At 68.3% G+C, this 21,791-nt stretch carries 19 protein-coding genes and 14 pseudogenes; 18 read left to right on the top strand and 15 right to left on the bottom strand.

Features of this window, described 5'->3' with window-relative positions; translation table 11 throughout:
• Positions 1 to 10: 10 nt before the first annotated feature.
• From G7085_RS35855 to G7085_RS28370, 7 genes and pseudogenes are all read left to right on the top strand, one after another.
• Positions 11 to 2,388 (top strand): annotated as a pseudogene (locus G7085_RS35855) (multifunctional oxoglutarate decarboxylase/oxoglutarate dehydrogenase thiamine pyrophosphate-binding subunit/dihydrolipoyllysine-residue succinyltransferase subunit); the annotation flags it as partial.
• Positions 2,374 to 3,684: a 2-oxoglutarate dehydrogenase component E1 family protein gene (locus G7085_RS35850; protein WP_408647235.1), complete on the top strand. Its 1,311-nt coding sequence runs from the start codon at positions 2,374 to 2,376 to the stop codon at positions 3,682 to 3,684. The pseudogene G7085_RS35855 and the gene G7085_RS35850, both read left to right, overlap by 15 nt.
• 5 nt (positions 3,685 to 3,689) lie before the next feature.
• Positions 3,690 to 3,866 carry a DUF6104 family protein gene (locus G7085_RS20910; protein ID WP_197512374.1) on the top strand — a complete coding sequence of 59 codons (177 nt, stop codon included), beginning with the start codon at positions 3,690 to 3,692 and terminating at the stop codon, positions 3,864 to 3,866.
• Positions 3,867 to 3,979: pseudogene (locus G7085_RS35845) on the top strand (galactokinase family protein); the annotation flags it as partial.
• 12 nt (positions 3,980 to 3,991) lie between these two features.
• Positions 3,992 to 4,207, top strand: coding sequence for a hypothetical protein (locus G7085_RS28380; protein WP_331716059.1), 216 nt, complete (start codon positions 3,992 to 3,994; stop codon positions 4,205 to 4,207).
• Positions 4,155 to 4,553: a GHMP family kinase ATP-binding protein gene (locus G7085_RS28375; RefSeq protein ID WP_231979776.1), complete on the top strand. Its 399-nt coding sequence runs from the start codon at positions 4,155 to 4,157 to the stop codon at positions 4,551 to 4,553. The genes G7085_RS28380 and G7085_RS28375 overlap by 53 nt, the downstream gene beginning before the upstream one ends.
• A gap of 204 nt (positions 4,554 to 4,757) precedes the next feature.
• Positions 4,758 to 4,871 (top strand): annotated as a pseudogene (locus G7085_RS28370) (galactokinase); the annotation flags it as partial.
• A 126-nt stretch (positions 4,872 to 4,997) separates the two neighbouring features.
• Here G7085_RS28370 and G7085_RS28365 read toward each other — a convergent pair.
• Positions 4,998 to 5,189, bottom strand: coding sequence for a hypothetical protein (locus G7085_RS28365; protein ID WP_231980837.1), 192 nt, complete (start codon positions 5,187 to 5,189; stop codon positions 4,998 to 5,000).
• 371 nt (positions 5,190 to 5,560) lie between these two features.
• Here G7085_RS28365 and G7085_RS20900 point away from each other — a divergent pair, with 371 nt between their 5' ends.
• Positions 5,561 to 5,812, top strand: coding sequence for a WhiB family transcriptional regulator (locus G7085_RS20900; protein ID WP_077351911.1), 252 nt, complete (start codon positions 5,561 to 5,563; stop codon positions 5,810 to 5,812).
• Between the two features lie 6 nt (positions 5,813 to 5,818).
• On the opposite strand, the pseudogene G7085_RS20895 reads toward G7085_RS20900, so the two are convergent.
• Positions 5,819 to 7,247, bottom strand: a pseudogene (locus G7085_RS20895) (sensor histidine kinase).
• Between the two features lie 111 nt (positions 7,248 to 7,358).
• On the opposite strand from G7085_RS20895, the gene G7085_RS35840 reads away from it, so the two are divergent.
• Positions 7,359 to 7,433: a 50S ribosomal protein bL37 gene (locus G7085_RS35840; RefSeq protein ID WP_390620223.1), complete on the top strand. Its 75-nt coding sequence runs from the start codon at positions 7,359 to 7,361 to the stop codon at positions 7,431 to 7,433.
• Between the two features lie 285 nt (positions 7,434 to 7,718).
• On the opposite strand, the pseudogene G7085_RS20890 reads toward G7085_RS35840, so the two are convergent.
• Positions 7,719 to 8,381, bottom strand: a pseudogene (locus G7085_RS20890) (sigma-70 family RNA polymerase sigma factor); the annotation flags it as partial.
• Positions 8,382 to 8,496: 115 nt separating this feature from the next.
• The gene (locus tag G7085_RS20885; RefSeq protein ID WP_197512371.1) at positions 8,497 to 9,189 is read right to left on the bottom strand and encodes an SOS response-associated peptidase; all 693 of its coding nucleotides are present in this window, start codon (positions 9,187 to 9,189) and stop codon (positions 8,497 to 8,499) included.
• Positions 9,190 to 9,214: 25 nt separating this feature from the next.
• Between G7085_RS20885 and G7085_RS28360 the strand changes: the two are divergent.
• The 4 pseudogenes from G7085_RS28360 to rsgA all read left to right on the top strand — a co-directional run.
• A pseudogene (locus tag G7085_RS28360) lies at positions 9,215 to 9,484 on the top strand (DoxX family membrane protein); the annotation flags it as partial.
• A pseudogene (locus G7085_RS35835) lies at positions 9,381 to 9,989 on the top strand (hypothetical protein); the annotation flags it as partial. The pseudogenes G7085_RS28360 and G7085_RS35835, both read left to right, overlap by 104 nt.
• Before the next feature lies 1 nt (position 9,990).
• Positions 9,991 to 10,991 (top strand): annotated as a pseudogene (locus G7085_RS20880) (3-phosphoshikimate 1-carboxyvinyltransferase); the annotation flags it as partial.
• 82 nt (positions 10,992 to 11,073) lie between these two features.
• Positions 11,074 to 12,040, top strand: a pseudogene (gene rsgA / locus G7085_RS20875) (ribosome small subunit-dependent GTPase A).
• Between the two features lie 57 nt (positions 12,041 to 12,097).
• Here rsgA and G7085_RS20870 read toward each other — a convergent pair.
• On the bottom strand, positions 12,098 to 12,289 hold the full coding sequence (locus tag G7085_RS20870) for a hypothetical protein (protein ID WP_197512369.1): 192 nt from the start codon (positions 12,287 to 12,289) through the stop codon (positions 12,098 to 12,100).
• The gene (locus tag G7085_RS20865) at positions 12,289 to 12,642 is read right to left on the bottom strand and encodes a hypothetical protein (protein WP_197512367.1); all 354 of its coding nucleotides are present in this window, start codon (positions 12,640 to 12,642) and stop codon (positions 12,289 to 12,291) included. Before G7085_RS20865 ends, G7085_RS20870 begins: the two co-directional genes overlap by 1 nt.
• Positions 12,643 to 12,725: 83 nt before the next feature.
• Here G7085_RS20865 and G7085_RS20860 point away from each other — a divergent pair, with 83 nt between their 5' ends.
• On the top strand, positions 12,726 to 12,977 hold the full coding sequence (locus G7085_RS20860; protein ID WP_197512365.1) for a hypothetical protein: 252 nt from the start codon (positions 12,726 to 12,728) through the stop codon (positions 12,975 to 12,977).
• 227 nt (positions 12,978 to 13,204) lie between these two features.
• Positions 13,205 to 13,992: pseudogene (locus G7085_RS20855) on the top strand (inositol monophosphatase family protein).
• Between the two features lie 103 nt (positions 13,993 to 14,095).
• Here G7085_RS20855 and serA read toward each other — a convergent pair.
• The 9 genes and pseudogenes from serA to G7085_RS20810 form a co-directional block, all read right to left on the bottom strand.
• Positions 14,096 to 15,287 (bottom strand): annotated as a pseudogene (gene serA, locus G7085_RS20850) (phosphoglycerate dehydrogenase).
• 67 nt (positions 15,288 to 15,354) lie between these two features.
• Entirely contained in the window at positions 15,355 to 15,885 is a 531-nt protein-coding gene (locus G7085_RS20845; RefSeq protein WP_197512363.1) for an ABC transporter ATP-binding protein, read from the bottom strand.
• On the bottom strand, positions 15,837 to 15,974 hold the full coding sequence (locus G7085_RS35830; RefSeq protein WP_408647234.1) for a hypothetical protein: 138 nt from the start codon (positions 15,972 to 15,974) through the stop codon (positions 15,837 to 15,839). The genes G7085_RS20845 and G7085_RS35830 overlap by 49 nt, the downstream gene beginning before the upstream one ends.
• Entirely contained in the window at positions 15,971 to 16,111 is a 141-nt protein-coding gene (locus G7085_RS20835) for a hypothetical protein (protein WP_197512361.1), read from the bottom strand. The genes G7085_RS35830 and G7085_RS20835 overlap by 4 nt, the downstream gene beginning before the upstream one ends.
• Before the next feature lie 11 nt (positions 16,112 to 16,122).
• Positions 16,123 to 16,895, bottom strand: a pseudogene (locus G7085_RS20830) (ABC transporter ATP-binding protein).
• Positions 16,896 to 16,905: 10 nt separating this feature from the next.
• Positions 16,906 to 17,698: pseudogene (locus G7085_RS20825) on the bottom strand (ABC transporter permease).
• A pseudogene (locus G7085_RS20820) lies at positions 17,682 to 18,653 on the bottom strand (ABC transporter permease); the annotation flags it as partial. The pseudogenes G7085_RS20820 and G7085_RS20825, both read right to left, overlap by 17 nt.
• Before the next feature lie 29 nt (positions 18,654 to 18,682).
• Entirely contained in the window at positions 18,683 to 18,862 is a 180-nt protein-coding gene (locus G7085_RS20815; protein ID WP_197512359.1) for a hypothetical protein, read from the bottom strand.
• Positions 18,811 to 19,980: an ABC transporter substrate-binding protein gene (locus G7085_RS20810; RefSeq protein WP_197512357.1), complete on the bottom strand. Its 1,170-nt coding sequence runs from the start codon at positions 19,978 to 19,980 to the stop codon at positions 18,811 to 18,813. The genes G7085_RS20815 and G7085_RS20810 overlap by 52 nt, the downstream gene beginning before the upstream one ends.
• Positions 19,981 to 20,553: 573 nt before the next feature.
• On the opposite strand from G7085_RS20810, the gene G7085_RS20805 reads away from it, so the two are divergent.
• From G7085_RS20805 to G7085_RS31425, 3 genes are all read left to right on the top strand, one after another.
• Entirely contained in the window at positions 20,554 to 20,973 is a 420-nt protein-coding gene (locus G7085_RS20805; RefSeq protein WP_197512355.1) for a low affinity iron permease family protein, read from the top strand.
• 96 nt (positions 20,974 to 21,069) lie between these two features.
• The gene (locus G7085_RS20800; RefSeq protein WP_197512353.1) at positions 21,070 to 21,222 is read left to right on the top strand and encodes a YHS domain-containing protein; all 153 of its coding nucleotides are present in this window, start codon (positions 21,070 to 21,072) and stop codon (positions 21,220 to 21,222) included.
• 233 nt (positions 21,223 to 21,455) lie between these two features.
• Positions 21,456 to 21,788, top strand: coding sequence for an SDR family NAD(P)-dependent oxidoreductase (locus tag G7085_RS31425; protein ID WP_331715860.1), 333 nt, complete (start codon positions 21,456 to 21,458; stop codon positions 21,786 to 21,788).
• The last annotated feature ends 3 nt before the right edge of the window (positions 21,789 to 21,791 follow it).

The raw sequence follows: 21,791 nt of genomic DNA, 5'->3' as shown, positions 1-21,791 counted from the left end.
GATCGACGAAATGCGGGAGGCCTACGAGGCCGACCCCCAGTCCGTCGACCAGACCTGGCGGGATTATTTCGCGGCCGAGCAGCCCACCGCGGCGCACCCAGCGCCCTCAGCGCCCGCACCTGCAGCGGTCGCCGCACCCGCACCGGCCGAACCGACGGTGACGGCCCAGCCGCCCACCCAGCAGCCGGCGGCCCAGCCCGAGCCGAAGCCCGCCGCCTCCAAGCCACAGGTCGAGCCGGTCCGCCGCGGCGCGGGAGCACCCAACAACCCCGGAAGCGGGGCCGGCCTGTCGGCCAACGCCCCGAACCCGTCACTTCGCCCCCAACCCACCGCGGCCGAGCCGAAGTACACGGTGCTGCGGGGCGCGCCGATGCGTACGGCGAAGAACATGGATGCGTCGCTGACGGTCCCGACGGCAACGTCGGTCCGGTCGGTCCCCATGAAGCTCGTGATCGACCAACGCACCACGATCAACAACTTCCTGCGCACCTCCAAGGGTGGCAAGGTCTCCTTCACCCACATCATCGGCTATGCCATGGTGCAGGCGCTGAAGGCGCTGCCCGACATGAACAACGCCTACACCGTCATCGACGGCAAGCCGAACATGGTGGACAACCCGGCCATCAACCTCGGCATCGCGATCGACCTGAAGAAGGGCGAGACCCGTCAGCTTCTGGTGCCGAACATCAAGGGCTGCGAGAACCTCGACTTCTCCCAGTTCTGGTCGGCCTACGAGCAGGTCATCGCGAAGGCGAGGGCCGGCGAGCTGCAGGTGAGCGACTTCGCTGGCACCACCGCGTCGCTCACCAACCCCGGCGGCATCGGCACGAACCACTCGGTGCCGCGTCTGATGACCGGTCAGGGCCTCATCCTCGGCGTCGGCAACATCGACTACCCGGCAGAGTTCCAGGGCATGAGCCCGTCGCGGATCACCGAACTGGGTGTCAGCAAGGTCACGACGCTGACCAGCACCTACGACCATCGCGTCATCCAGGGCGCCACCTCCGGCGAGTTCCTGAAGAAGATGCACGCTCTGCTGCTCGGCGAGGACGGCTTCTACGACAAGATCTTCACCGCGCTGCGCATCCCCTACGAGCCGCTGCGCTGGTCGTCCGACATCTCGGCGCACCGCGACCAGCAGGTCTCGAAGACGGCCCGGGTCCTCGAACTCGCCAACGCGTACCGCACGTTCGGTCACATGGTGGCCGACACCGATCCGCTCGAGTACCGCCAGCGCACCCAGGAGGATCTGCGCCTCGAGAGCCACGGGCTCAGCATCTGGGACCTCGACCGCGAGTTCGCCGTCGGGACGCTCAGCGGCACCGACCGCGTCTACCTGACGCTGCGCGAGATCATCTCGATCCTGCAGGATTCCTACACCCGCACCGTCGGCGTGGAGTACATGCACATCGCCGACCCGCGCCAGCGCGAGTGGTTCCAGCAGCGCATGGAGGTGCCGCACCGTCCCCTCACGCACGAGGAGCACATGCACGCCCTCGACAAGCTGAACGAGGCCGAGGTCTTCGAGACGTTCCTGCAGACGAAGTTCGTCGGTCAGAAGCGCTTCTCCCTCGAGGGCGGCGAGTCGATGATCGTGCTGCTGGATGAGATCGCGCAGCTCGCCGCCAACGACTCGCTCGACGAGGTCTGCATCGGCATGCCGCACCGCGGCCGCCTGAACGTGCTCGCCAACATCGTCGGCAAGAAGTACGCCCAGATCTTCCGCGAGTTCGACGGTGTCCTCGATGTGACCGGCACCGGTGACGTGAAGTACCACCTCGGCGCCGAGGGCACCTTCGTGTCCTCGAACGGGGCCACCATCAAGGCGTCCGTGGCGGCGAACCCGTCGCATCTCGAGGCCGTCAACCCGGTCCTCCAGGGCATCACCCGCGCCAAGCAGGACACCATCGCCGCCGACGACTACCCGGTGCTCGCGCTCACGCTGCACGGTGACGCGTCGTTCTCCGGCCAGGGCGTCGTGTTCGAGACCCTGCAGATGAGCCAACTCCGCGGCTACAAGACCGGCGGCACCATCCACGTCGTGGTCAACAACCAGGTCGGCTTCACCACCGCCCCACCGAGTCGCGCAGCTCGATCTACTCCACCGACGTGGCCAAGGCGATCTCCGCGCCCGTGCTGCACGTCAACGGCGACGATCCGGACTCCTGCATCAGGGCCGCCCGGATCGCATTCGACTACCGGCAGAAGTTCCACCGCGACGTGGTCATCGACCTCGTCTGCTACCGCCGCCGAGGCCACAACGAGGGCGACGACCCGAGCTTCACGCAGCCCAACATGTACGACCTCATCGAGCAGAAGCGCTCGACGCGGCGCCTCTACACCGAGTCGCTGATCGGTCGCGGTGACATCTCGATGGCCGACGCTGAGGACGTCATGAACCGGTTCCGCAGCCGGCTCGAGAACGTGTTCCGTGAGGTGCGCGACAAGTCCGGTTCCGACGACGACTACACGCGCGTGCCGTACTACCCGACCAAGCCCGACGCACGCCTCACCGAGATCACCTCGGAGATGCTGCAGACCATCGCCGACGTGCACACCCAGTTCCCTGAGGGGTTCATGGTGCACCCGAAGGTGAAGCCGCAGTTGGAGCGCCGCGCCAAGGCGATCATGGAGGGTCCCATCGACTGGGCGACCGCCGAGATGATCGCCATCGGTTCCCTGTTGATGGAGCACCGTCCCGTGCGCCTCGCCGGCCAGGATTCGCGGCGTGGCACGTTCTCGCAGCGCTTCGCCGCGATCGTCGACCGGGTGACCAACGAGGCGTGGGTGCCGCTGAAGCACCTGGCGGACGACCAGGCCTCCTTCGACGTGTTCGACTCGCTGCTCAGCGAGTACGCCGCCCTCGGCTTCGAGTACGGCTACTCCGTGGCGCGCCCCGACGCGCTGGTCATGTGGGAGGCCCAGTTCGGCGACTTCGTCAACGGCGCCCAGACGATCTCCGATGAGTTTGTCGCGGCAGGCAACGCCAAGTGGGGTCAGAAGTCCGGCGTCGTGCTGCTCCTGCCACACGGCTACGAGGGGCAGGGTCCCGACCACAGCTCCGCCCGCATCGAGCGGTGGCTCCAGCTGTGCGCCGAGAACGCGCTCGCCGTGTGCCAGCCGTCGACGCCCGCCAGCTACTTCCACCTGCTGCGCCAGCACGCCTACGTCAACTACCACCGCCCCGTGGTGATCGCGACGCCCAAGTCGATGCTGCGCAACAAGCTGGCGACCTCGCGGCCGAGCGACTTCACCTCAGGCGCGTGGCATCCGGTGCTCGATGATCCGAGCATCACCGACCCCTCGAAGGTCACCCGTGTGCTGCTGTGCTCGGGCAAGGTGCGCTGGGATCTGGTGGCGGCCCGGGAGGCGAAGGGCCATGACGGATCCATCGCCATCGTGGCGCTCGAGCGGCTCTACCCGCTGCCCGGTGCGGAGCTGGCCGAGGTCCTCCGTCGCTACGCCCACGTCACCGACGTGCGATACGTGCAGGATGAGCCCGCCAACCAGGGCGGCTGGCCCTTCATGGCGGCCCACCTTCCCGACGCCGTCGCAACGCACTTCCCGGAGTTCCGTCTGGACATGGTTCCCGTGACCCGCGAATGGTCGTCGGCGCCCTCGGTCGGGTCGCTCAAGGTGCACAAGGCGCAGGAGGACGACCTCATGGACGCGGCGCTAGGCTGACTTCCATGTACTTCACGGATCGCGGGCTCGAGGAGCTCGCGGATCGGCGCGGCCACGAGGAGATCACCTTCGAGTGGCTAGCCGACCAGTTGCGCACCTTTGTTGACCTGTTCCCGGAATTTGAGACGCCTGTCGAGCGGCTGGCCTCCTGGCTCGCCCGCCTCGACGACGAGGAGGACTGAATGATCGACCTTGACGCGCTGCGCAGCCGCTACGAGTCGGTGGCGGGTGAGGCGCCCGAGGGTCTCTGGTTCGCGCCCGGACGCGTGAACCTGATCGGGAACACACCGACTACAACGACGGCTTCGTGCTGCCCTTCGCGCTCGACCGCAAGGCGGTCATCGCCGCGGGCCGCCGGGACGACGACACTCTGCGGGTCGTCTCCCTCGAGCTGGACGAGGACGTGGAGCTTCCGCTCTCCGGGCTCGCCCCGGGCAGCAGGGCTGGTCGGCCTACCTGGCGGGCGTCGCATGGGCGCTGCGCGAGGCCGGCCACCGGGTCGGCGGTGCGACGCTGGTGCTGACATCCGACGTGCCCCTCGGGCGGGTCTCTCCAGTTCCGCCGCGATCGAGTGCGCCACCGTCGCGGCGCTGTCGGGTCTGTACGGGCTCGACATCGCACCGATGGACCGGGCGAAGCTCGCCCGTGTCGCGGAGAACGCCTACGTCGGGGCCCCACCGGGCTGCTCGACCAGGCGGCCAGCACCCTGTGCGAGAAGGACGCGGGCCTCTTCCTCGACTGCCGCTCGCTCGAGGCGCAGCAGGTGCCCCTCCCCTCGCCGAGCAGGGGCTCGAGGTCCTCGTCCTCGACACCCACACCCCGCACAGCCATGTGGACGGCGAGTACGGCGCCCGGCGCGCCTCCTGTGAGGAGGCCGCCGCCATCCTCGGTGTCCCGGCGCTGCGCGACGTCACCGACCTCGACGCGGCGCTGGCCGCGCTCGGGGACGAGACGATGAGGCGGCGCGTCCGCCACGTCGTCACCGAGAACGAGCGGGTGCTGCAGGCCTTCGAGGTGGCCCGCACGGGCGAGCTCGCGTCCCTCGCCCCCTGCTCGACGCCTCGCACGAGTCGATGCGCGACGACTACGAGATCACGGTGCCCACCGTCGACCTCGCGGTCGATCAGGCCCGTCGCTCGGGCGCACTCGGCGCGCGGATGACCGGCGGCGGCTTCGGCGGCTGCATCATCGCGCTGGTGCGTGCGGGTGAGGGCGACCGGATCGGCGGCGAGATCGCGGAGGCCTTTGCGGGCGCCGGGTTCGGGGCCCCACCTGGTTCACCGTCGTGCCCGCCCCGGAGCTGGCCGGCTGTCCTAGTCGGAACGTCCGTCTTCGGCCGTGAGTTCCCCGCGGCCGAAGGCGATCACCGACGCCAGGAGCGTGGCCAGGACGAACGGCGCGATGGTCAGCATGAGGACGAACTGCGTCCGGTCCTGGCTCGTCAGGAAACTGCCGATCGCGCTGGCGTGCAGCAGCGAGGAGGCCACGATCAGCCCCAGGCCCACCTGCGTCCGCTGGCCACGACCCATGCGATCAGGCAGAGCACGAGGCCGTACCCGATCAGCATGACGGCGACCCCCACCCGAACGTCTTCGAGTTGGCCGCCACCGAGGCGATGCCGACGCCGACGAACGCCACGCCCGTCACGAACGTGAGGACGGCGGCAACGGCTGGCAGGGGCGGCGCAGTGCTGGTAGGTTCACGGGTCGAGCCTTTCAGGCTCGGCCTGCACGATCAAGTCAGCCGTTCCACCCGGATCTCGCCAACCGGTCACATTCCAGCCGTCCTATTGCCTATCCTTGTTCCCGGGGTAGCCTGCTTGAGCTTGCGGAGGTTCCGCGGCCCATGAACACCCACCAAAAGAAGGAGCACAACTATGGATTGGCGCCACAAGGCTGCCTGCCTCACTGAGGATCCGGAGTTGTTCTTCCCCGTCGGAAATACGGGCCCGGCTCTGCAGCAGATCGAAGAAGCCAAGAAGATCTGCGCGCGCTGTGTGGTCCGTGAACAGTGCCTCGCCTGGGCCCTCGAGGCCGGCCAGGACCACGGTGTGTGGGGTGGCCTGAGCGAGGACGAGCGCCGCGCCATCAAGCGCCGCGCAGCACGCTCCCGCCTGCGCAACTCCTGATCGTCGTCAGGTCGCTCCCCTAGCCCCTCGGTACGGGAGTTCGATGCGCGCCATGGTGCCCGGGGAATCCTCCCGGTTCGCGATCGTGAGCGTGCCGTGCAGGTCGTGGATCAGCGTCGAGATGATGGAAAGACCGAGCGACTTCTGGTTGCCGAGCTTGAACCCATCCGGCAGGCCGTGGCCCTCGTCCAGGATCTGCACCTCGAGCCGTGCGCCCTCACGCGCCGGGACGACCTCGACGAGGCCGGATGAACTGCTGAGGCCGTGCTCGATCGCGTTCTGGCAGAGCTCGGTGATGATCATCGACAGCGACGTGGCCATGTCGGCGGGAACGACCCCGAACGAGCCGCGACGCACCGCCCGCACAGTTCCGTGCGACGCGGCGAGGTCGCCGACCATGTCGAGGATCTTGTCACACACCTCGTCGAAGGCCACCTCCTCGACCAGCGAGTATGACAGCGTCTCGTGGACCATGGCGATCGACGACACCCTCCGCATGGCGTCGCGCAGCGCGTCCTTGCCCTCGGGCGACTCGAGCCGCCTCGACTGCATCCGCAGCAGCGCGGCGACCGTCTGGAGGTTGTTCTTCACCCGGTGGTGGATCTCCCGGATCGTCGCATCCTTGGTCAGCAGCATCCGGTCACGGCGCCGCAGATCGGTCGTATCGCGGCACAGCACGAGCATGCCCGCCGAGGTGTACTCGAACCACAGCGGCAGCACCACGAAGCGCATCGACGCGCTCCTGGTCTCGACGTCGAACTCGAGCGTCAGGCGCCCGTCGATGTCGGCGTTGACCGTCTGCCCGATCGACTCGACACCCTCCCTGAGGCGCCGCGTGAGCTCCCGGAAGTGCTCACCCTCGATGTCACCCAGGGCGCCCAGCCTGCGGTACCCGGTGATGGCGTTGGGGCTCGCGTAGCTGATGATCCCGTCAGGTTGCACCCGCAGCACGCCGTCCGCAGGTCTGGGTGCCAGCGCGTTGTCCGACGGCGGCACCAACGGGAACTCGCCCCGCATCAGCATCTGGGTGAGAATCTCGGCCGCCTCGACGAAGTTCTCCTCCAGCGCACCGGTGGCCCGCATCCCCATCTGGTTGGTGTGCCGTTCGATCACGGCGATCGGCTGCCCGTTGCGCAGCACGGGGATGGCCCAGACGTCGACGGGGATGCCCGCGCTCAGCGCGTTGTTGCTCGTCTCGCAGATCTCATGGGTCATGTAGGAGACGGTGACCTGGTGCTCCGGGTCGTACTCGATCCGCTCCCCACGATGTCGTCCTCGAGCGCCGTGGGCCCGGTGACCGGCCGGATCTGCGCGGTGCACTCGAACACGTCCCCTCGGGCGTCAAGGCCCGCCACAGCACGAGATCCGAGAAGCTCAGATCGGCAAGGAGTTGCCACTGCGTGACGAAGGTGTCGAGCCACTCGTCGTCTGTCATCCGTTCCACTGCACGTCCCACGGAGCACACTCTGCCACGTCGCGCTTTTTCCTGCAGTGCCGGTTCTGGCAGAATGTGCAGGTCAGCACACCACTCTCGAGGAGTCCCATCATGGGTAAGACCGGTCGCAAGCGCCGCGCGCGTCGTAAGAACAAGGCCAACCACGGTAAGCGTCCCAACGCCTGAGCCGTCCGCCTCCCAGAGGCACTGAAGCCCCGCTGTCTCAGCGGGGCTTTGTCTTCGGTTGGATCAGTGACGCGAGATGCGCATCGTCTGGACCCTCGCGGCCAGCGATGTGGGGCCTTCTCCACGGGCTGGCTACGCACGATCATCTCGGTGATCGTGGATTCGATCTCGAAGTTCTCCATACATCGCTCGCATGCGTGCAGGTGTACACGGATCAGGTCGGCGTCGGCCTCGACGAGCTCGTGGTGCAGGAAGGCGTGGACGCGCGCGAGAGCCTGGACACACTCGTCCATCTCGTCGTGCTCCTGGGACATACCCATGGTGCTCATCGTCGACCTCCTTCCTTGCGACCGATTCCCCGTTCCTGTGCATAGTCCGCGAGCAGTTCGCGTAGTTGGGCACGTCCGCGGTTCAGGCGACTCATCACGGTGCCGATCGGTGTGCCCATGATCTCCGCGATCTCCTTGTAGGAGAAACCGTCGACATCGCTGAGCAGGACGGCCGTGCGGAAGTTCTCCGGAAGCTGCGCCATCGCCTCGGCGACCATCGCGTCGGGCGTCTGGTCGAGCGCCTCCATCTCCGCGCTGCGCAGCCCGGCCGAGTCGTGCGAGGCGGCCTTGGCGAGCTGCCAGTCGGTGACGTTCTCGTCGCCGCTGGTCTGCGGACTCCGCTGGGCCTTGCGGTAGGCGTTGATGTAGGTGTTCGTCAGGATCCGGTACAGCCACGCGCGCAGGTTGGTGCCCGGGTGAAGGTGTGACGCGACCCGAATGCCTTCGCGTACGTGTCCTGGACGACATCCTCGGCATCGGCCGGGTTGCGGGTCATCCGGAGCGCAGCCGCGTACAGCTTGTCGAGATGGCTCAGCGCCTCCTCCTCGAACGCGGCCGCAGCTTCGGCGTCGTCGAGGTCGGATGTCGTTGGCACGGTGGCCAGATCCTGCTCTTCCATCAGGAGAAACAATAGCGCCGTGCGCACCAGGGTCTCGGCCTCGACCACCACCGACTGTTCCTGCGCGAGCTTCATGCCATTGGACAACCACGGATCGCGCCGCGGTATTCCGCGCTCAGGCCAGCGGAAGGATCAACTCCGGCCCGTCGTTGCCGACGGTGCTGACCGCCCGGGAGACCTTGCGGTGCGCCAGGTTGGACGGCGTCGCCAGCAGCGCCACAGCGGCGGCCGCATCGGTGAGGCCGGGGTCGAGCCAGTCGTCGCGTGAGTCGGCCGGCACCACCATCGGCATCCGGTCGTGCACCCAGCCGAGCTCGTCGGTGGCGTCGGTCGTGATGATCGCCGTCGAGGCGATCCACCCGTCCGGCCCCTTCCAGAACTCGTAGATCCCGGCCATCACCATCGGGCCGGACGGCGGGTGCAGGAAGTAGGGCTGCTTGACCGGCCGTCGCCCGCCTGCAGGGGTCTCGGGACGCCACTCGTAGTAGCCGCTCGCCGGGAGCAGGCAGCGCCTCGCCGATGCGGCCTTCCGGAACGACGGCTTGACGGTGAGCGTCTCCACCCGCGCGTTGATCATGGTCGCGGTCGGCGCCTTCGCCCAGCCCGGCACGAGGCCCCACCGGAGCCCGACGAGCTTGCGGGTGACGGCGTCGTCCTTCGCCCGTTCGACCACGGCCGGCACCGTGTCCGTGGGTGCGATGTTGTACCGCGGGGCGCACACCTCATCCATCCCGTCGTCCACGAAGGAGATCTCGAACTCCTCGACGAGCTCATCCGGATTGGCAGTGGCCGCATACCGTCCGCACATGGTGCCAGCCTAGTAGGGTGGGCGCATGAGCCTCCTGCGATTCGTTGCCCGAACCATGTTCGCCGGTCACTTCATCCTCGATGGCGTCAAGGCGGTCACCAGGCCCGCCGAGAGCGCTCCGGATGCTGAGGCCTTCGCGTCGAAGGTCACGCCGCTGATCCAGCGTGTGGTGCCCGCGGACATGTCGTCCTATGTGCCCGAGAAGGCCGAGACGTGGGTCCGGATCGCAGGGGTCGCCCAGATCGCGGGCGGCGCCATGTTCGCCACCGGCTTCGGGCGCAGGATCGGCGCGCTGCTCCTCGCGAAGGCGAGCGTCCTCAACGTCGCGATGGCGCTGCCCGGCCGCAACGCCACCGTGGAGGCCAGGGAGGCGGCCCGCCCCGGCGTGCTGCTCAACGTGTCCCTCCTGGGCGCGTCCGTCCTCGGCATCCTGGACACCCAGGGCAGCCGAGCTTCACCTGGCGCGCGGAGAACGCCGCGAAGCTCACGGGGAAGAAGGCCGAGGAACTCGGCCAGGACATCTCGAAATCGGCCAGGGCGAGCGTCGCCAGGACCGAGAAGAAGGCGAAGAAACTCGCCCGCAGGGCCAAGCGTCAGGCCCGCCGGATCACCAAGAAGATCGACGCCGCAACCTCGTGACAGAGGCAGCCCTTCCCCATGCCCGTGCCCACGTCGTCGGACGGGTCAGCGTCCCCGGATCGAAGTCGGAGACCAACCGGGCCCTCGTGCTCGCCGCCCTCGCCGACGGCCCGTCGCTGCTGACCGGCGCGCTCGAATCACGCGACTCGAGCCTCATGATCGATGCGCTCCGCGCGCTCGGTGTCGCGATCGAACCCCACGGTGACCGGCTCCGTGTCTCTCCCCCGCACGCTTCACGGGCGCGGGCCAGATCGACTGCGGCCTCGCGGGCACCGTCATGCGTTTCGTCCCGCCCGTCGCGATGCTGGCCGACGGCCCGTCCGGCTTCTTCGGCGACCCCACGCGAGCGAACGCCCCATGGGCCCGATCCTCGACGGACTGCGGCAGCTCGGCTGCATCGTCAGTTCCGACCGGTTGCCGTTCCGGATCACGCCACCCGCCGAGCACCACGCCACCGCCAACATCGATGCGTCCGGCTCGAGCCAGTTCATCTCCGGGCTGCTGCTGGTCGGCGCCCGGCTGCCGGAGGGCCTCACCCTGCGGCACACGGGCGACGATCTGCCGTCACGCCCACACATCGAGATGACCATCCAGATGCTGCGGGAACGCGGCGTGGCCGTGTCCCAGCCGGATGCCACATCCTGGCGGGTTGCTCCCGGGCGCATCGCTGCAGCCGACACCACCATCGAGCCCGACCTGACCAACGCCTCGGTGTTCCTTGCGGCGGCCGCCGTCGCGGGCGGCTCGGTGACGGTGCCAGGGTGGCCCGAGCGCAGCATCCAGCCCGGCGCCCTGTTCCTCGCCATCGCCGAGCGGATGGGCGCGCGCATCGAACGCGACGCGGGCAGCGTCACGCTCCACGGCACGGGTACCCTCCGCGGAATCGACGTCGACCTTTCGGCCGCCTCCGAGCTCACCCCGTCGTCGCCGCCCTCGGTGCCCTCGCCGACGGCACCACCATCATCTCGGGCGTCGCCCATATCCGCGGCCACGAGACCGACCGGCTCGCAGCCCTCGAGACGGAACTGCGGCGCCTGGGCGTCAACGCGTCCGAGACCGCCGACGGCCTGCGCATCATCGGCGGCGGCGAGTTGCGCCCCGCCGTGCTGCACGCATACGCCGATCACCGGATGGTCCACTTCGCCGCCCTCCTCGCACTGCGGGTGCCGGGCGTGCGGATCGACGACATCGACTGCGTCTCCAAGACGATGCCCCGCTTCCCGGTGACTGGGCCGGTCTCATCGGATGAGCATCCACGAGGACGACCACACCGGATTCGACCGCCCCGCAGGAAGTCACGGCCCCGCACCAAGGAGCGCCCCGACTACACGGCGCTCCCCGTGGCCCGCGTCGTCTCGGTCGACCGTGGCCGCTACCGCTGCCTGATCGACGACACCCTCGTCACGGCGGTGCGCGGCCGGCTCATCTCCCGAAAGGGCATCATCGTCGGCGACCGGGTCCGCCTCGACGGCGACACCTCGGGCGACGAGGGCACCCTTTCCCGGGTCGTCGACGTGCTCGGGCGCACCACGGTGCTGCGCCGCAGCGCCGATGACGCCGACACCTTCGAACGGCCGATCGTCGCCAACGCCGACCAGTTGTTCATCGTCACCGCACTCGCCGACCCGCCACCGCGCGTCGGCATGATCGACCGCATCCTGGTCGCCGCCTTCGACGCGGGCATCTCCCCACGCTTTGCCTCACCAAGTCCGATCTCGCAAGCCCCGACGCGCTGCGCGAGGCCTACGAGCCGCTCGGCGTCGGCATCGTCGTCACCGAGCCGGGCTCAGACCTCACCGACGTCGTCGACACCCTCACCGACCACGTGACCGTGTTCGTCGGGCACTCGGGCGTCGGCAAGTCGACCCTCGTCAACCGCCTGATCCCCGACGCCAACCGCGCCACGGCGGAGGTCAGCGAGCTCACCGGGAAGGGACGCCACACGTCGACGTCCGCCGTGGCGATGGAGCTGCCGGACGGCGGCTGGATCATCGACACCCCCGGCGTCCGGTCGTTCGGGATCAGCCACGTCCGCACCGAGTCGATCCTCGGCGCCTTCCAGGACCTGTCCGACTATGCCGAGGGCTGTCCCCGGGGCTGCCGACATGGGACGGGCGCCCCTGAATGCGCCCTCGATGACGCCGTCACCGACGGGCGTCTCACCGCAGAGCGACTCGCGTCGTTCCGCCGCATGGAGCGCGCCTTCAGCTGAGCTACGGCGAGTGGTCCGCCAGCATCACCGACACCGACCACAGCATCCAGGCGACGGTCAGCACCGCGAACAGCGGCACCCACAGCGCCCGCGCCCGCGCCCGGCGAACCGCGCCACCGGAAGCAACGGCAGCACCGTCGGAAGCAGGAACCGGGCCGAGGAGTAGAAGTAGTTCTGCTGCAACAGGACCAGCAGGATGCTCAGGCCCGCATAGAGGATCAGCTCCCACCGCTCCCGGGTGACGAACATCAGCCCCCACCCACGAGGTAGCAGAGCACGACGACACCGACGCTCGCATACAGCGCGAACCCCGGCTGCCCCGGCTCCAGGGCCGCGTACCAGCGCAGCGTGTCCAGCGGGGTACCGAGCCGCTGGTTCCAGGCCGCCTGCACCTCGAGGTAGCCCGTGAGCGAACCCATCCTCCAGGCCACGTACGCCAGGTAGGCCGCGAACCCGGACGAGGCCACCGCCAGTGCCCAGAACTGCGGCGTGAAGGGACGCAGCCTGCCCTCCCTGCGCCACGTCACCGCGACATCCACCAGCCACACGAGCCCCAGCGTCGCGATCAGGGGCGCCGCCGTCGGCCGGACCAGCCCGGCCACAAGCCCGCCACGGCCACCAGAGCCCAGCGACGCCGCAGCACCCCCAGCAACGCGAACATCGCCGCGGCGGTGAACGCCCCTCCGTGTACCCCATCATCAGCACGTGGGACCGCGGTGCGATCAACCACAGCAGGGCAAGCCACGTCGCGACCCCGGGATCGGCCACCTCACGGCCGACCAGCCACACCGCCACCACCGCGAGCAGCGAACCCAGCACCGCCAGTCCGACGAGCGCGAACTCCGCCGGCATCCCGGCCGCGACCAGCGCGCGGGCCGCCACCGGCACCAACGGGAAGAACGCCAGTCCGGAACGCTCACCCGGAACGACGATGTAGCCGTCCTCGATCACCCGCAGATACCAGGCCGCATCGAAACTGACCAGCAACGTCGTCGGATCCCCGCCCCTCAGCCACACCCCCGCCAGGACGGCCAGGCGCGACACCACGAAGAAGGCGAGCGCGAGCCACAGCCCATGCGACGCCCTGTCCTGTTGCCCACGGGGCAACTGAACCACACGGAGCGCCTCACCACGACCGTGGCCACGCTTCGCTAAGTTGGTGCCATGGCTCAAACCAAGGACCTCACCGACGACGTGCGCCTCGCGCACCTGATGGCCGACGACGCCGACTCGCTCTCCATGAACCGGTTCAAGGCCCTTGATCTGCGGTTCTCCTCCAAGCCCGACAACACCCCGGTCACCGAGGCCGACACAGCCGTCGAGGAGTCCATCCGACGCACGCTGGCCCGCACCAGGCCGCGGGACGCGGTACACGGCGAGGAGTTCGCCGACACCGGTGACGCACCCAGGCGGTGGATCATCGACCCCATCGACGGGACCAAGAACTACCTCAGGGGCGTGCCCGTCTGGGCCACCCTCATCGCGCTCGAGGTCGAGGGGCGGATCGTCGCATCGGTCGTGTCAGCGCCCGCGCTCGGGCGCAGGTGGTGGGCCAGCGAGGGCGGCGGAGCCTTCACGGGTCGCTCCATCCTGAACGCGACAGAGCTCAGGGTCAGCAAGGTCGAGCAGGTCGCCGACGCGTCGCTGTCGTACTCCGAGATCTCCGAGTGGGTGGAGGCAGGCGGAGGGCAGGGCTTCATCGACCTGATGCGGGAGTGCTGGAGGAGCCGGCCTACGGGGACTTCTGGAGCTACATGATGGTGGCCGAGGGCTGCGTGGACATCGCCTGCGAACCGGATCTGGCGCTCTACGACATGGCCGCACTGGACATCATCGTGCGCGAGGCGGGCGGCAGGTTCACGAACCTGGCCGGGGTCGACGGGGTCCATGGGCCCGGGGCCCTCGCCACCAACGGCCACCTGCACGACGCCGCCCTGCGCTATCTGGGCTGACGCCGCCCGCGCCGTCGCCCCACCCTTCCCAGGTCACGTCGCCCAGACGTGGAAGGAGGGCGCCGGCTTCCCGCCGGCGCCCCTCTGAGGATCTTTCCCCGCGTCAGATGACGCGGACCTCGATCGTCTCGTCCAACGCCTCGAGGCGGGCCTGCAGGCCCTCGTAGCCCACCCCGCTGACGTCGGTGATCGCGTAACCCTGGTGGCCCTTCGTGGCCAGCGTCTGCGACGCGATGTTCATGTTGAACTCCGCCAGCAGCGAGTTGAGGCGACCCATCACACCGGGCACGTTGCGGTGCAGGTGCGCGATGCGGGCGTCGGAGTTCTTCGGGCCCGCGGCCACCTCGGGATGTTGACGCACATCGAGGTGCCGCCCAACTCGTGGTAGTCGGCCAGCTTGCCCGCCACGTAGCGGCCGATGTCGACCTGCGCCTCGAGCGTCGAGCCACCGATGTGGGGCGTCAGGATGACGTTGGGCACGTTCTGGAGGTTCGAGACGAACGGCTCGTCCTTCGACCTCGGCTCGGTCGGGTAGACGTCGATCGCCGCCCGGCGATGTGCCCGCTGACGAGGTTCTCGTACAGCGCGTCCAGGTCGACCACGGGGCCGCGGCACAGGTTCAGGAACAGCGACCGGGGCCGCATCCTGGCGAACTCCCGGGAACCGAACAGGTTCTTGTTGGAGGCGCGACCGTCGACATGCAGCGAGATCGTCTCGGCCTGCGCCAGGAGCTCATCCAGCGAGTCCACGCGGCGGGCGTTGCCCAGCGCGAGCCGGTCGACGACGTCGTAGAAGATCACGCTCATGCCGAGCGACTCGGCCACCACCGACAGCTGCGAACCGATGTTGCCGTAGCCGACGATGCCGAGCGTGCGGCCACGCACCTCGTGGGAACCGACCGCCGACTTGTCCCAGCGGCCCTCGTGCATGTCACGGTTCCGGTCGGTGAGGCGACGCGCCATCGAGATGATCTCGGCGATCGCCAACTCGACAACGGAACGGGTGTTGGAGTAGGGCGCGTTGAACACGGCGACCCCGGCCTCCGCGGACGCCTCGAGGTCGACCTGGTTGGTGCCGATGCAGAACGCGCCGATCGCCTCCAGGGTCGGGGACGACTCGATGACCTTGCGCGTCACATAGGTGCGGGACCGGATCCCCAGGTACTCGACGCCCTCGAGGGCGGCGATCAGGTCGTCCTCACTGAGGGCGCCGGGACGGGTCTCGACCTCGAAGCCGCGGTTGCGCAGCGTCTTCTCGGCCTCGGCGTGGATGTTCTCGAGTAGCAGTGCCTTCACGGAGAGGGATTCTACTTCTCCGGCGACCCGGGCCGACGCGCGTCCCACTCCGCCCTCGGCGAACCCCTCACAGCGACAACGTCGCCTCGATCAGTTCGCTGGTGTACCTGTGCGACGGCGCAGTGAGTACGCTGCCCACCGGGCCACGCTCAACCACGTGGCCCCGCTCCACCACCACGACGCTGTCACACAGCCGCGAGACGACGCCCAGATCGTGCGACACGAGCACGAGGGCGAGGTTGCGGTGGGCCACCTCCTCGGAGAGCAGGTTCAACACCTGGGCTCGCACCATCACATCCAACGCCGAGACCGGCTCGTCGGCAACCAGAAGCGCCGGATCGTTGATCAGGGCCCGCGCGATCGCGGTGCGCTGCCGCTGTCCACCCGAGAGTTGGTGCGGATAGCGGTCAAGGAGATCGAGCCCGAGCCCGACGCCCTGCATCGCCGCCCGCAATGCCTCCTCGTTGAGCTCAGGCACGTCGGGACGGTTCCGCAGCACAGGTGAGCGCAGCGGCTCGCCGATGATGTCGCGGAGCCGCATCCGCGGGTTCAGCGACGAGTTCGGGTCCTGGAACACCATCGACGCCGAGGCCCGCAACCAGCCCGCCTCCGCTCCGGCAACCCGATGATCGAGCGGCCCTGGAACCGCACGTCGCCGGCCGACGGCCTCAGGAGGCCGAGCATCAGCCGGGCAAGCGTCGTCTTCCCCGACCCGGAGCCTCCGACGATGCCGACCTTCTCCCCGGCTCCACCGTGAGGTCGACCCCGCTCAGCGCGACGAACTCCGTCCCGGAGCGGCGGTAGGTGGCGCTGGCGCCGTACATCTCCACGAGGCTCACCGCTGCACCCCCATCCGCGCGGCCGCGATCAGGTTGCGCGTGTAGGGATGCCGCGGCTCGGAGATGATCTGTTCAACGGCGCCCTCCTCGACGATCCGGCCGTCCAGCATGACGGCGACCCGGGGGCAGACCTCCCGCACGACCGCCAGATCGTGCGAGACGAACACCGCCGCCCGCTGCCTCAACTGCTCCGCGAGAAGTTGGAGAATCTGCCGCTGGACGAGCACATCGAGAGCGGTCGTCGGCTCGTCACACAGCACCAGTGCAGGCTCGTTGGCCAGCGCCATCGCGATCAGGGCCCGCTGCCGCTGCCCACCGGACAGCTCGTGCGGATAGGAGTCGGCGATCCGGGCCGGCTCCACGATCCCCACCCGGGCCAGCCACGCGAGGACACCGTCATGGATCGACCCGCGCCGGTCGCCGTGGTGGAGTGCGACCACCTCGCCCAACTGCCTGCCCACCCGCATCGTGGGGTCGAGCGCGGTCATCGGTTCCTGGAACACCATCGAGATCTCGTTGCCGCGCAGGCTGCGGTACTCCCTTTCGGGAGGCCTACCAGCTCGCGTCCCATGAACCGGATCGACCCGGTCACCTGCGCATGCTCCGGCAGCAGGCCGAGAATCGCGAGCGACGTGACCGACTTGCCCGAGCCGGACTGGCCGATGATGCCGAGGCGGTCGTGGTTGCCGAGCGAAAAGCTGATCCCGTCGACGGCCGGCCGGTTCTTCCCGAACCGGACCGTCAGATCCGTCACCTCGAGCAGGGTCATGACACCTCCCTCAGGCGGGGTCGAGCAGGTCACGCAGGCCGTCACCCAGCAGGTTGAAGCCCATCGTCGCGATGGCGATGGCCAGCCCTGGCCAGAGAGCGAGCGCGGGGGCGTTGAACAGGTTGTCCTGTGCCTCGCGCAGCATCCGACCCCACGTCGGGGCGTCCGGGCCCGAGCCGAGCCCCAGGTAGCTGAGGCCCGCCTCCGCCAGGATCGCGATGCCGAAGCTGACGGAGGCCTGAACCCCGAGTACCGGGGCGATGTTGGGCAGCACGTGCCGCCAGGCGATCGCCAGTCGCGGGGTACCCGACACCCGGGCCGCCTCGACGTAGCCGAGGCTCATCACCTGGTAGGTCGCGGCACGGGACAGCCGGACGAACGCCGGCACCGTCGCGATCGAGATCGCGACCATCGCCGTCCACGTCGAACCGCCGACCGCCGCGGCCAGCAGGATCGCGAGCAGCAGCGCGGGAAGCCGTAGAGGATGTCGGAGAGCCTGGCCGGGATCTCGCTGATCCAGCCCCTCGTCATGCCCGAGAAGATGCCGACCGGCACGCCCACCAGCGCGGCGCCCGCCACCGAGACGATACCCACGAGCAGGCAGATCTTCGCGCCGCTCATGATCCGCGACGCGACATCCGCCCCGATCCCGTCGGTGCCCAGCACGTGCGGCCACCCGGAGGCTCCAGCCGCGGCCCGGAGATCTCCGAGGGGTCGAACGGTGTCCAGAAGATCCCGACGACGGCCAGAGCCACCACGATGCCGATCAGCACGAGGCTGAGCACGAGCGTGCCGCGCTTCATTCGACCTCCCCCTCCGCCTCAGCCGCGGGTCGACGACCTGGTAGGTGATGTCGACCAGGAAGTTGATCAGCAGCACCGACCACACCAGCAGCAGCACGATCGCCTGCACGATGCCCAGATCCCGACGCGACACCGCCATCAGGAGAGTCGACCCGAGCCCGGCAGGGCGAAAACCTGCTCGATGATGATGGCACCGACGAGCAGCGTCGCGAGTTGGAGCCCGATCACCGTGAGCAGAGAGATGGATATGTTGCGCATCCCGTGCCGCCACAGCGCCCCATCCGCGACCAGCCGACGGCGCGCGCGGTGCGGAACCAGTCCTCGTGCAGCACGTCGATGACAGAGCTACGGACATAGCGTGAGATGACGGAGGCCTGCACCACCGCAAGCGACGTCACAGGCAGGACCAGGTGCACCGCCCACTGGGCGGGGTCCTTCCAGAACGACACGTACCCGCCCGCGGGCAGCCAGCGCAACTGGACGGCGAACACGATCACAAGCCAGATGCCGGCCCAGAAGGCGGGGATCGCGAGCCCGATCTGCGACAGCGCCGAGACCGCCACCCCGTCCAGATGGCGACGCCGCACCGCCGAGTACGCGCCCACCGGAATGGCGATGAGGATGGCGAGCAGCATGCCCAGCACGATGAGCGAGCCCGAGACCTCGAGCCGCGCCGCGATCAGGGGGTTGACCGGCTCTCCTGTGTAGTAGGAGATGCCGAAGTCGAACCGCAGCACGCCGGAGATCCACTCGGCGTACCGGGTCAGGAAGGGGCGGTGCAGGCCGAGCCGCTGCTCGAGCGCCTCCACCTCCCCGGGCTGGCATTGGTGCCGAGGATGACATGGGCGATGTTGCCCGGAAGTGCGTTGGTGACGAGGAAGATCAGGAACGACGCAAGGGCGAGGCTACCGGCCAGCCAGGCAACCCGCAGCCCCACGCGACGTAGGACGGTCATGGGGCACTAGCTCCGGGCCGCCAGCGTGGTCAGGTCGAAGGACAGGCTGATCTGGTTGGCCTGGATACCGGAGATCTCGGGGTGGAGATGATGAGGTTCGGCAGCAGGAACAGCCAGTCGGCGGCGGCGTCGTCGGCGAGCAGCCGCGCAGCCTCCTTCAGCTTGGCGATCTGGACCGCCTCTGTTCCCTCATCCGCCTCGACCAGCAACTGGTCGAACGCGGGATTGTCGTAGTTCCAGTAGTTGCCCTCGGCCGCGAAGGCCCCCATGTCGCGGGTTCGACGTGCGCCACGACGGTCATGTCGTAGTCGTGTTTGCCGTAGACCTGGTCGAGCCACCTCGCCCACTCGAGTTCCTCCAACTCCACCTTGATCCCGACGGCCTGCAGCTGGGCCGCGATGAAGCGACCCGATGTGGGCCCGTAGGGCAGGTTCGGAACCCGCAGCCGGAGCGTGAGCCCCGAGGCGTATCCGGCCTCCGCGAGCAGTTCCTTGGCCTTGGCCGGGTCGTAGGGGTAGGTGTTCGACAGATCCTCGAACCAGGGATCGGTGGGCGGCACCATCGAGCCGATGAGCATGCCCTTCCCGCCCCACACGGAGTCCATCAGGGCCTGCCGGTCGATGGCGTGGTTGATGGCCCTCCGGACCCGCAGGTCCTTCAGCGCCTCGCTGGCGTGGTTGAACCCGAGGACGACCTCGCCCTCGGTGGTGCCCTCATGCACCGTGTACTTGGATGTGTCGCTGAACTGGCCCAGCGACTGCGGCACCGTCAGGTTGGAGATGATGTCGAGCTGCCCCGACAGCATGGAGGTGTTCATGGCGTTGGGGTCGGCGAAGTACCGGAAGTTGACCGGGCTGAACCGTGCCGGGGTGCCCCAGTAGTCCTGGTTCGCGTCGAGCTGGACGAGCGAGCCCTGGTCCCAGCGGACGAACTTGTAGGGGCCCGAACCTGCGGGCGTCGTGTTGAGATCGGCCGTCGCCGTCGGGTCGGTGACGATGCCTGACGGGCCGGTGAGATCGTAGAGCCACTGGTTGGACGGCCGCGTCAGGGTCACGGTGACTGTGTCCCTGTCGGTCGCGACGATGGTGTCGACGACCGCCCACTTGCCACGGACGGTCTCGGTGGCCTTGTCACTGCGGGCCCGCTCGAAGCTCGCGACCACGGCGTCCGCATCCACCGGGCCCCGAGGCGAATTTCGCCTTCGGTTCGAGGCTGAAGATGTAGGTGAGCATGTCGGGGTCACCGACCACTCGGTCGCCAGCAACGGCTTGATGCTGCCCTCGTTGTCGAGCTTCAGCAACGTCTCGTAGACGTTGTAGAGCAGCACGAAGGGGTACCCGCCCGGGGACGGTGATCATGTCGAGGCCGGCCGGCTCCGCGGTGGCCCCGATGTTCAACTCACGGCCCGAGTCGTCCGGCGTCTCAGGCCGCACACACGCGCTCAGCGTGACTGCCATGGCGAACGCAAGGAGTAAGCCGAGTAGGGCACGGCTACGGCGCATGGTCTTCGGTGTCCCTTCCGAGGGGTGTACGGCGAGGGTCATTCTAGCCGCAGGGACACATCTCCCGCGTGGACCGCGTCCACGCCCGGGTTATGAGCCTTCAGCGCAATCTCAACCGCGACGCTCCCCACTACACCGGCTCTGCCCGCCCATCGGGGTATCGGTCCGGGTGCGCGAAAGGGCACGAACACGGTGCACCCAGGCCCAACATCTCTTCGAACCGTGACCTGACCACCTGTCCGCAACGTTTGGGCGTCTCTTCAGGGGGTAAAGGGATTGCGCTCATCTGCGATGGCCGGTGGATCACGGTGGCAGCCAGGCATCGCGTCTCCGGCCGGAGGCTGGACGGCAGACCGGGAGAGGAAACGGACATGAAGAACCGGAGTTGGTTTCTGAGGGTGGCCAATGGTCTCTCGAGGTTCGCGGGGAAGGCGACGACGTTCGTCGCGGCAGTCGCATTGGTGGTCCTGTGGGCGGCGCTCGGGCCGATCTTCGGCTTCAGTGACACGTGGCAGTTGGTGATCAACACGTCGACCACGATCGTGACCTTTCTCATGGTGTTCCTGATCCAGAACACGCAGAACCGGGACACGGCGGCGCTGCAGACAAAGCTCGACGAGCTGATCAGGGTGACGGCAAATGCACACAAGGCTCTGCTGGATCTCGAGGAACTCGATGAGGAGGACATCACCCGGATCCGTGAGCCGTACGAACGCCTTGCCCGGGAGGCGCGTGAGGCCTCCGGCCTCGGCTCGGCACGACAGCTCAGCGAGGGCGATCCTGACGGGCCTTCCGCTCCCGCCGCGTCGGAAGCCTGATCCCTCGACTGCGCCGCATATCGGTTTGCAGGTTTGTGCCACGTCCCGCGGGTACAGCGAACATGTCCGATCAACCACCAGGAGAAGGAGAAGGACATGCAAGACGCCACCCAGTGTCCCGTCTGCCACATGGACGTCGACCCGCAGAGCTCCCCGTCCGAGAACTACCGGGGAAAGCAGTACAACTTCTGCTCGGACGGCTGCCGCGAGAAGTTCCTGCAGGATCCCGCGAGCTACATCGGATCCTGACACAACCGGCACGAGGGCGGTGGATATCTCATCCGCCGCCCTCGATGCTGTCAGGCGAACCCCTGACGTGTGGACGGTCCGCCATCCGGGTAGGGCAATGGCATGAGTGAGATGAATGGACAGACCACTGAAGATGCAAACGTCACCGAAGTTGCCGAGGACCTCGCAACCCGCGACGGCGGAATCCCACCCCAGGAGCAGCAGGCACCGGGACTGACCAGGGAGATGACCCCGTGCCGGACCACGGCGAGGAGACCTGGGTGGGCCGAGGGCGCCTGGCCGGCCTGGGGGCCCTGATCACGGGCGGCGACTCCGGTATCGGGCGCGCGGTCGCGATCGCTTTCGCCCGCGAGGGCGCCGATGTGGCGATCGGCTACCTCCCCGAGGAACAGGCCGACGCCGAGGAGGTCGCCCGGTGGGTGGAGAAGGAAGGTTCGCTGTGCGTCCTTCTGCCGGGGGACATCCGCAACGAGGCGACCTGCCGGAAGCTGGTCGACGATGCAGCCAGCCGGTTGGGGGTCTCGATGTGCTGGTCAACAACGCCGGTTTCCAGTGGGGCGTCGTGAGCA

The organism is Tessaracoccus coleopterorum (assembly GCF_011174705.1).
GTDB lineage: Bacteria > Actinomycetota > Actinomycetes > Propionibacteriales > Propionibacteriaceae > Arachnia > Arachnia coleopterorum.
Note: the sequence above shows the minus strand (reverse complement) of the source record. Positions and strands in the feature narration are given on the sequence as shown.

Bases quoted from the DNA above. Each gene is read 5' to 3' on its own strand.
- G7085_RS20910 (WP_197512374.1), top strand. From the start codon at position 3,690: ATGTACTTCACGGATCGCGGGCTCGAGGAGCTCGCGGATCGGCGCGGC.
- G7085_RS20835 (WP_197512361.1), bottom strand. From the start codon at position 16,111: ATGTACGGCGCCAGCGCCACCTACCGCCGCTCCGGGACGGAGTTCGTC.
- G7085_RS20870 (WP_197512369.1), bottom strand. From the start codon at position 12,289: ATGTTCGTCACCCGGGAGCGGTGGGAGCTGATCCTCTATGCGGGCCTG.
- G7085_RS35850 (WP_408647235.1), top strand. From the start codon at position 2,374: ATGGCCGACGCTGAGGACGTCATGAACCGGTTCCGCAGCCGGCTCGAG.
- G7085_RS20800 (WP_197512353.1), top strand. From the start codon at position 21,070: ATGCAAGACGCCACCCAGTGTCCCGTCTGCCACATGGACGTCGACCCG.
- G7085_RS28375 (WP_231979776.1), top strand. From the start codon at position 4,155: ATGGGCGCTGCGCGAGGCCGGCCACCGGGTCGGCGGTGCGACGCTGGT.
- G7085_RS20885 (WP_197512371.1), bottom strand. From the start codon at position 9,189: ATGTGCGGACGGTATGCGGCCACTGCCAATCCGGATGAGCTCGTCGAG.
- G7085_RS20900 (WP_077351911.1), top strand. From the start codon at position 5,561: ATGGATTGGCGCCACAAGGCTGCCTGCCTCACTGAGGATCCGGAGTTG.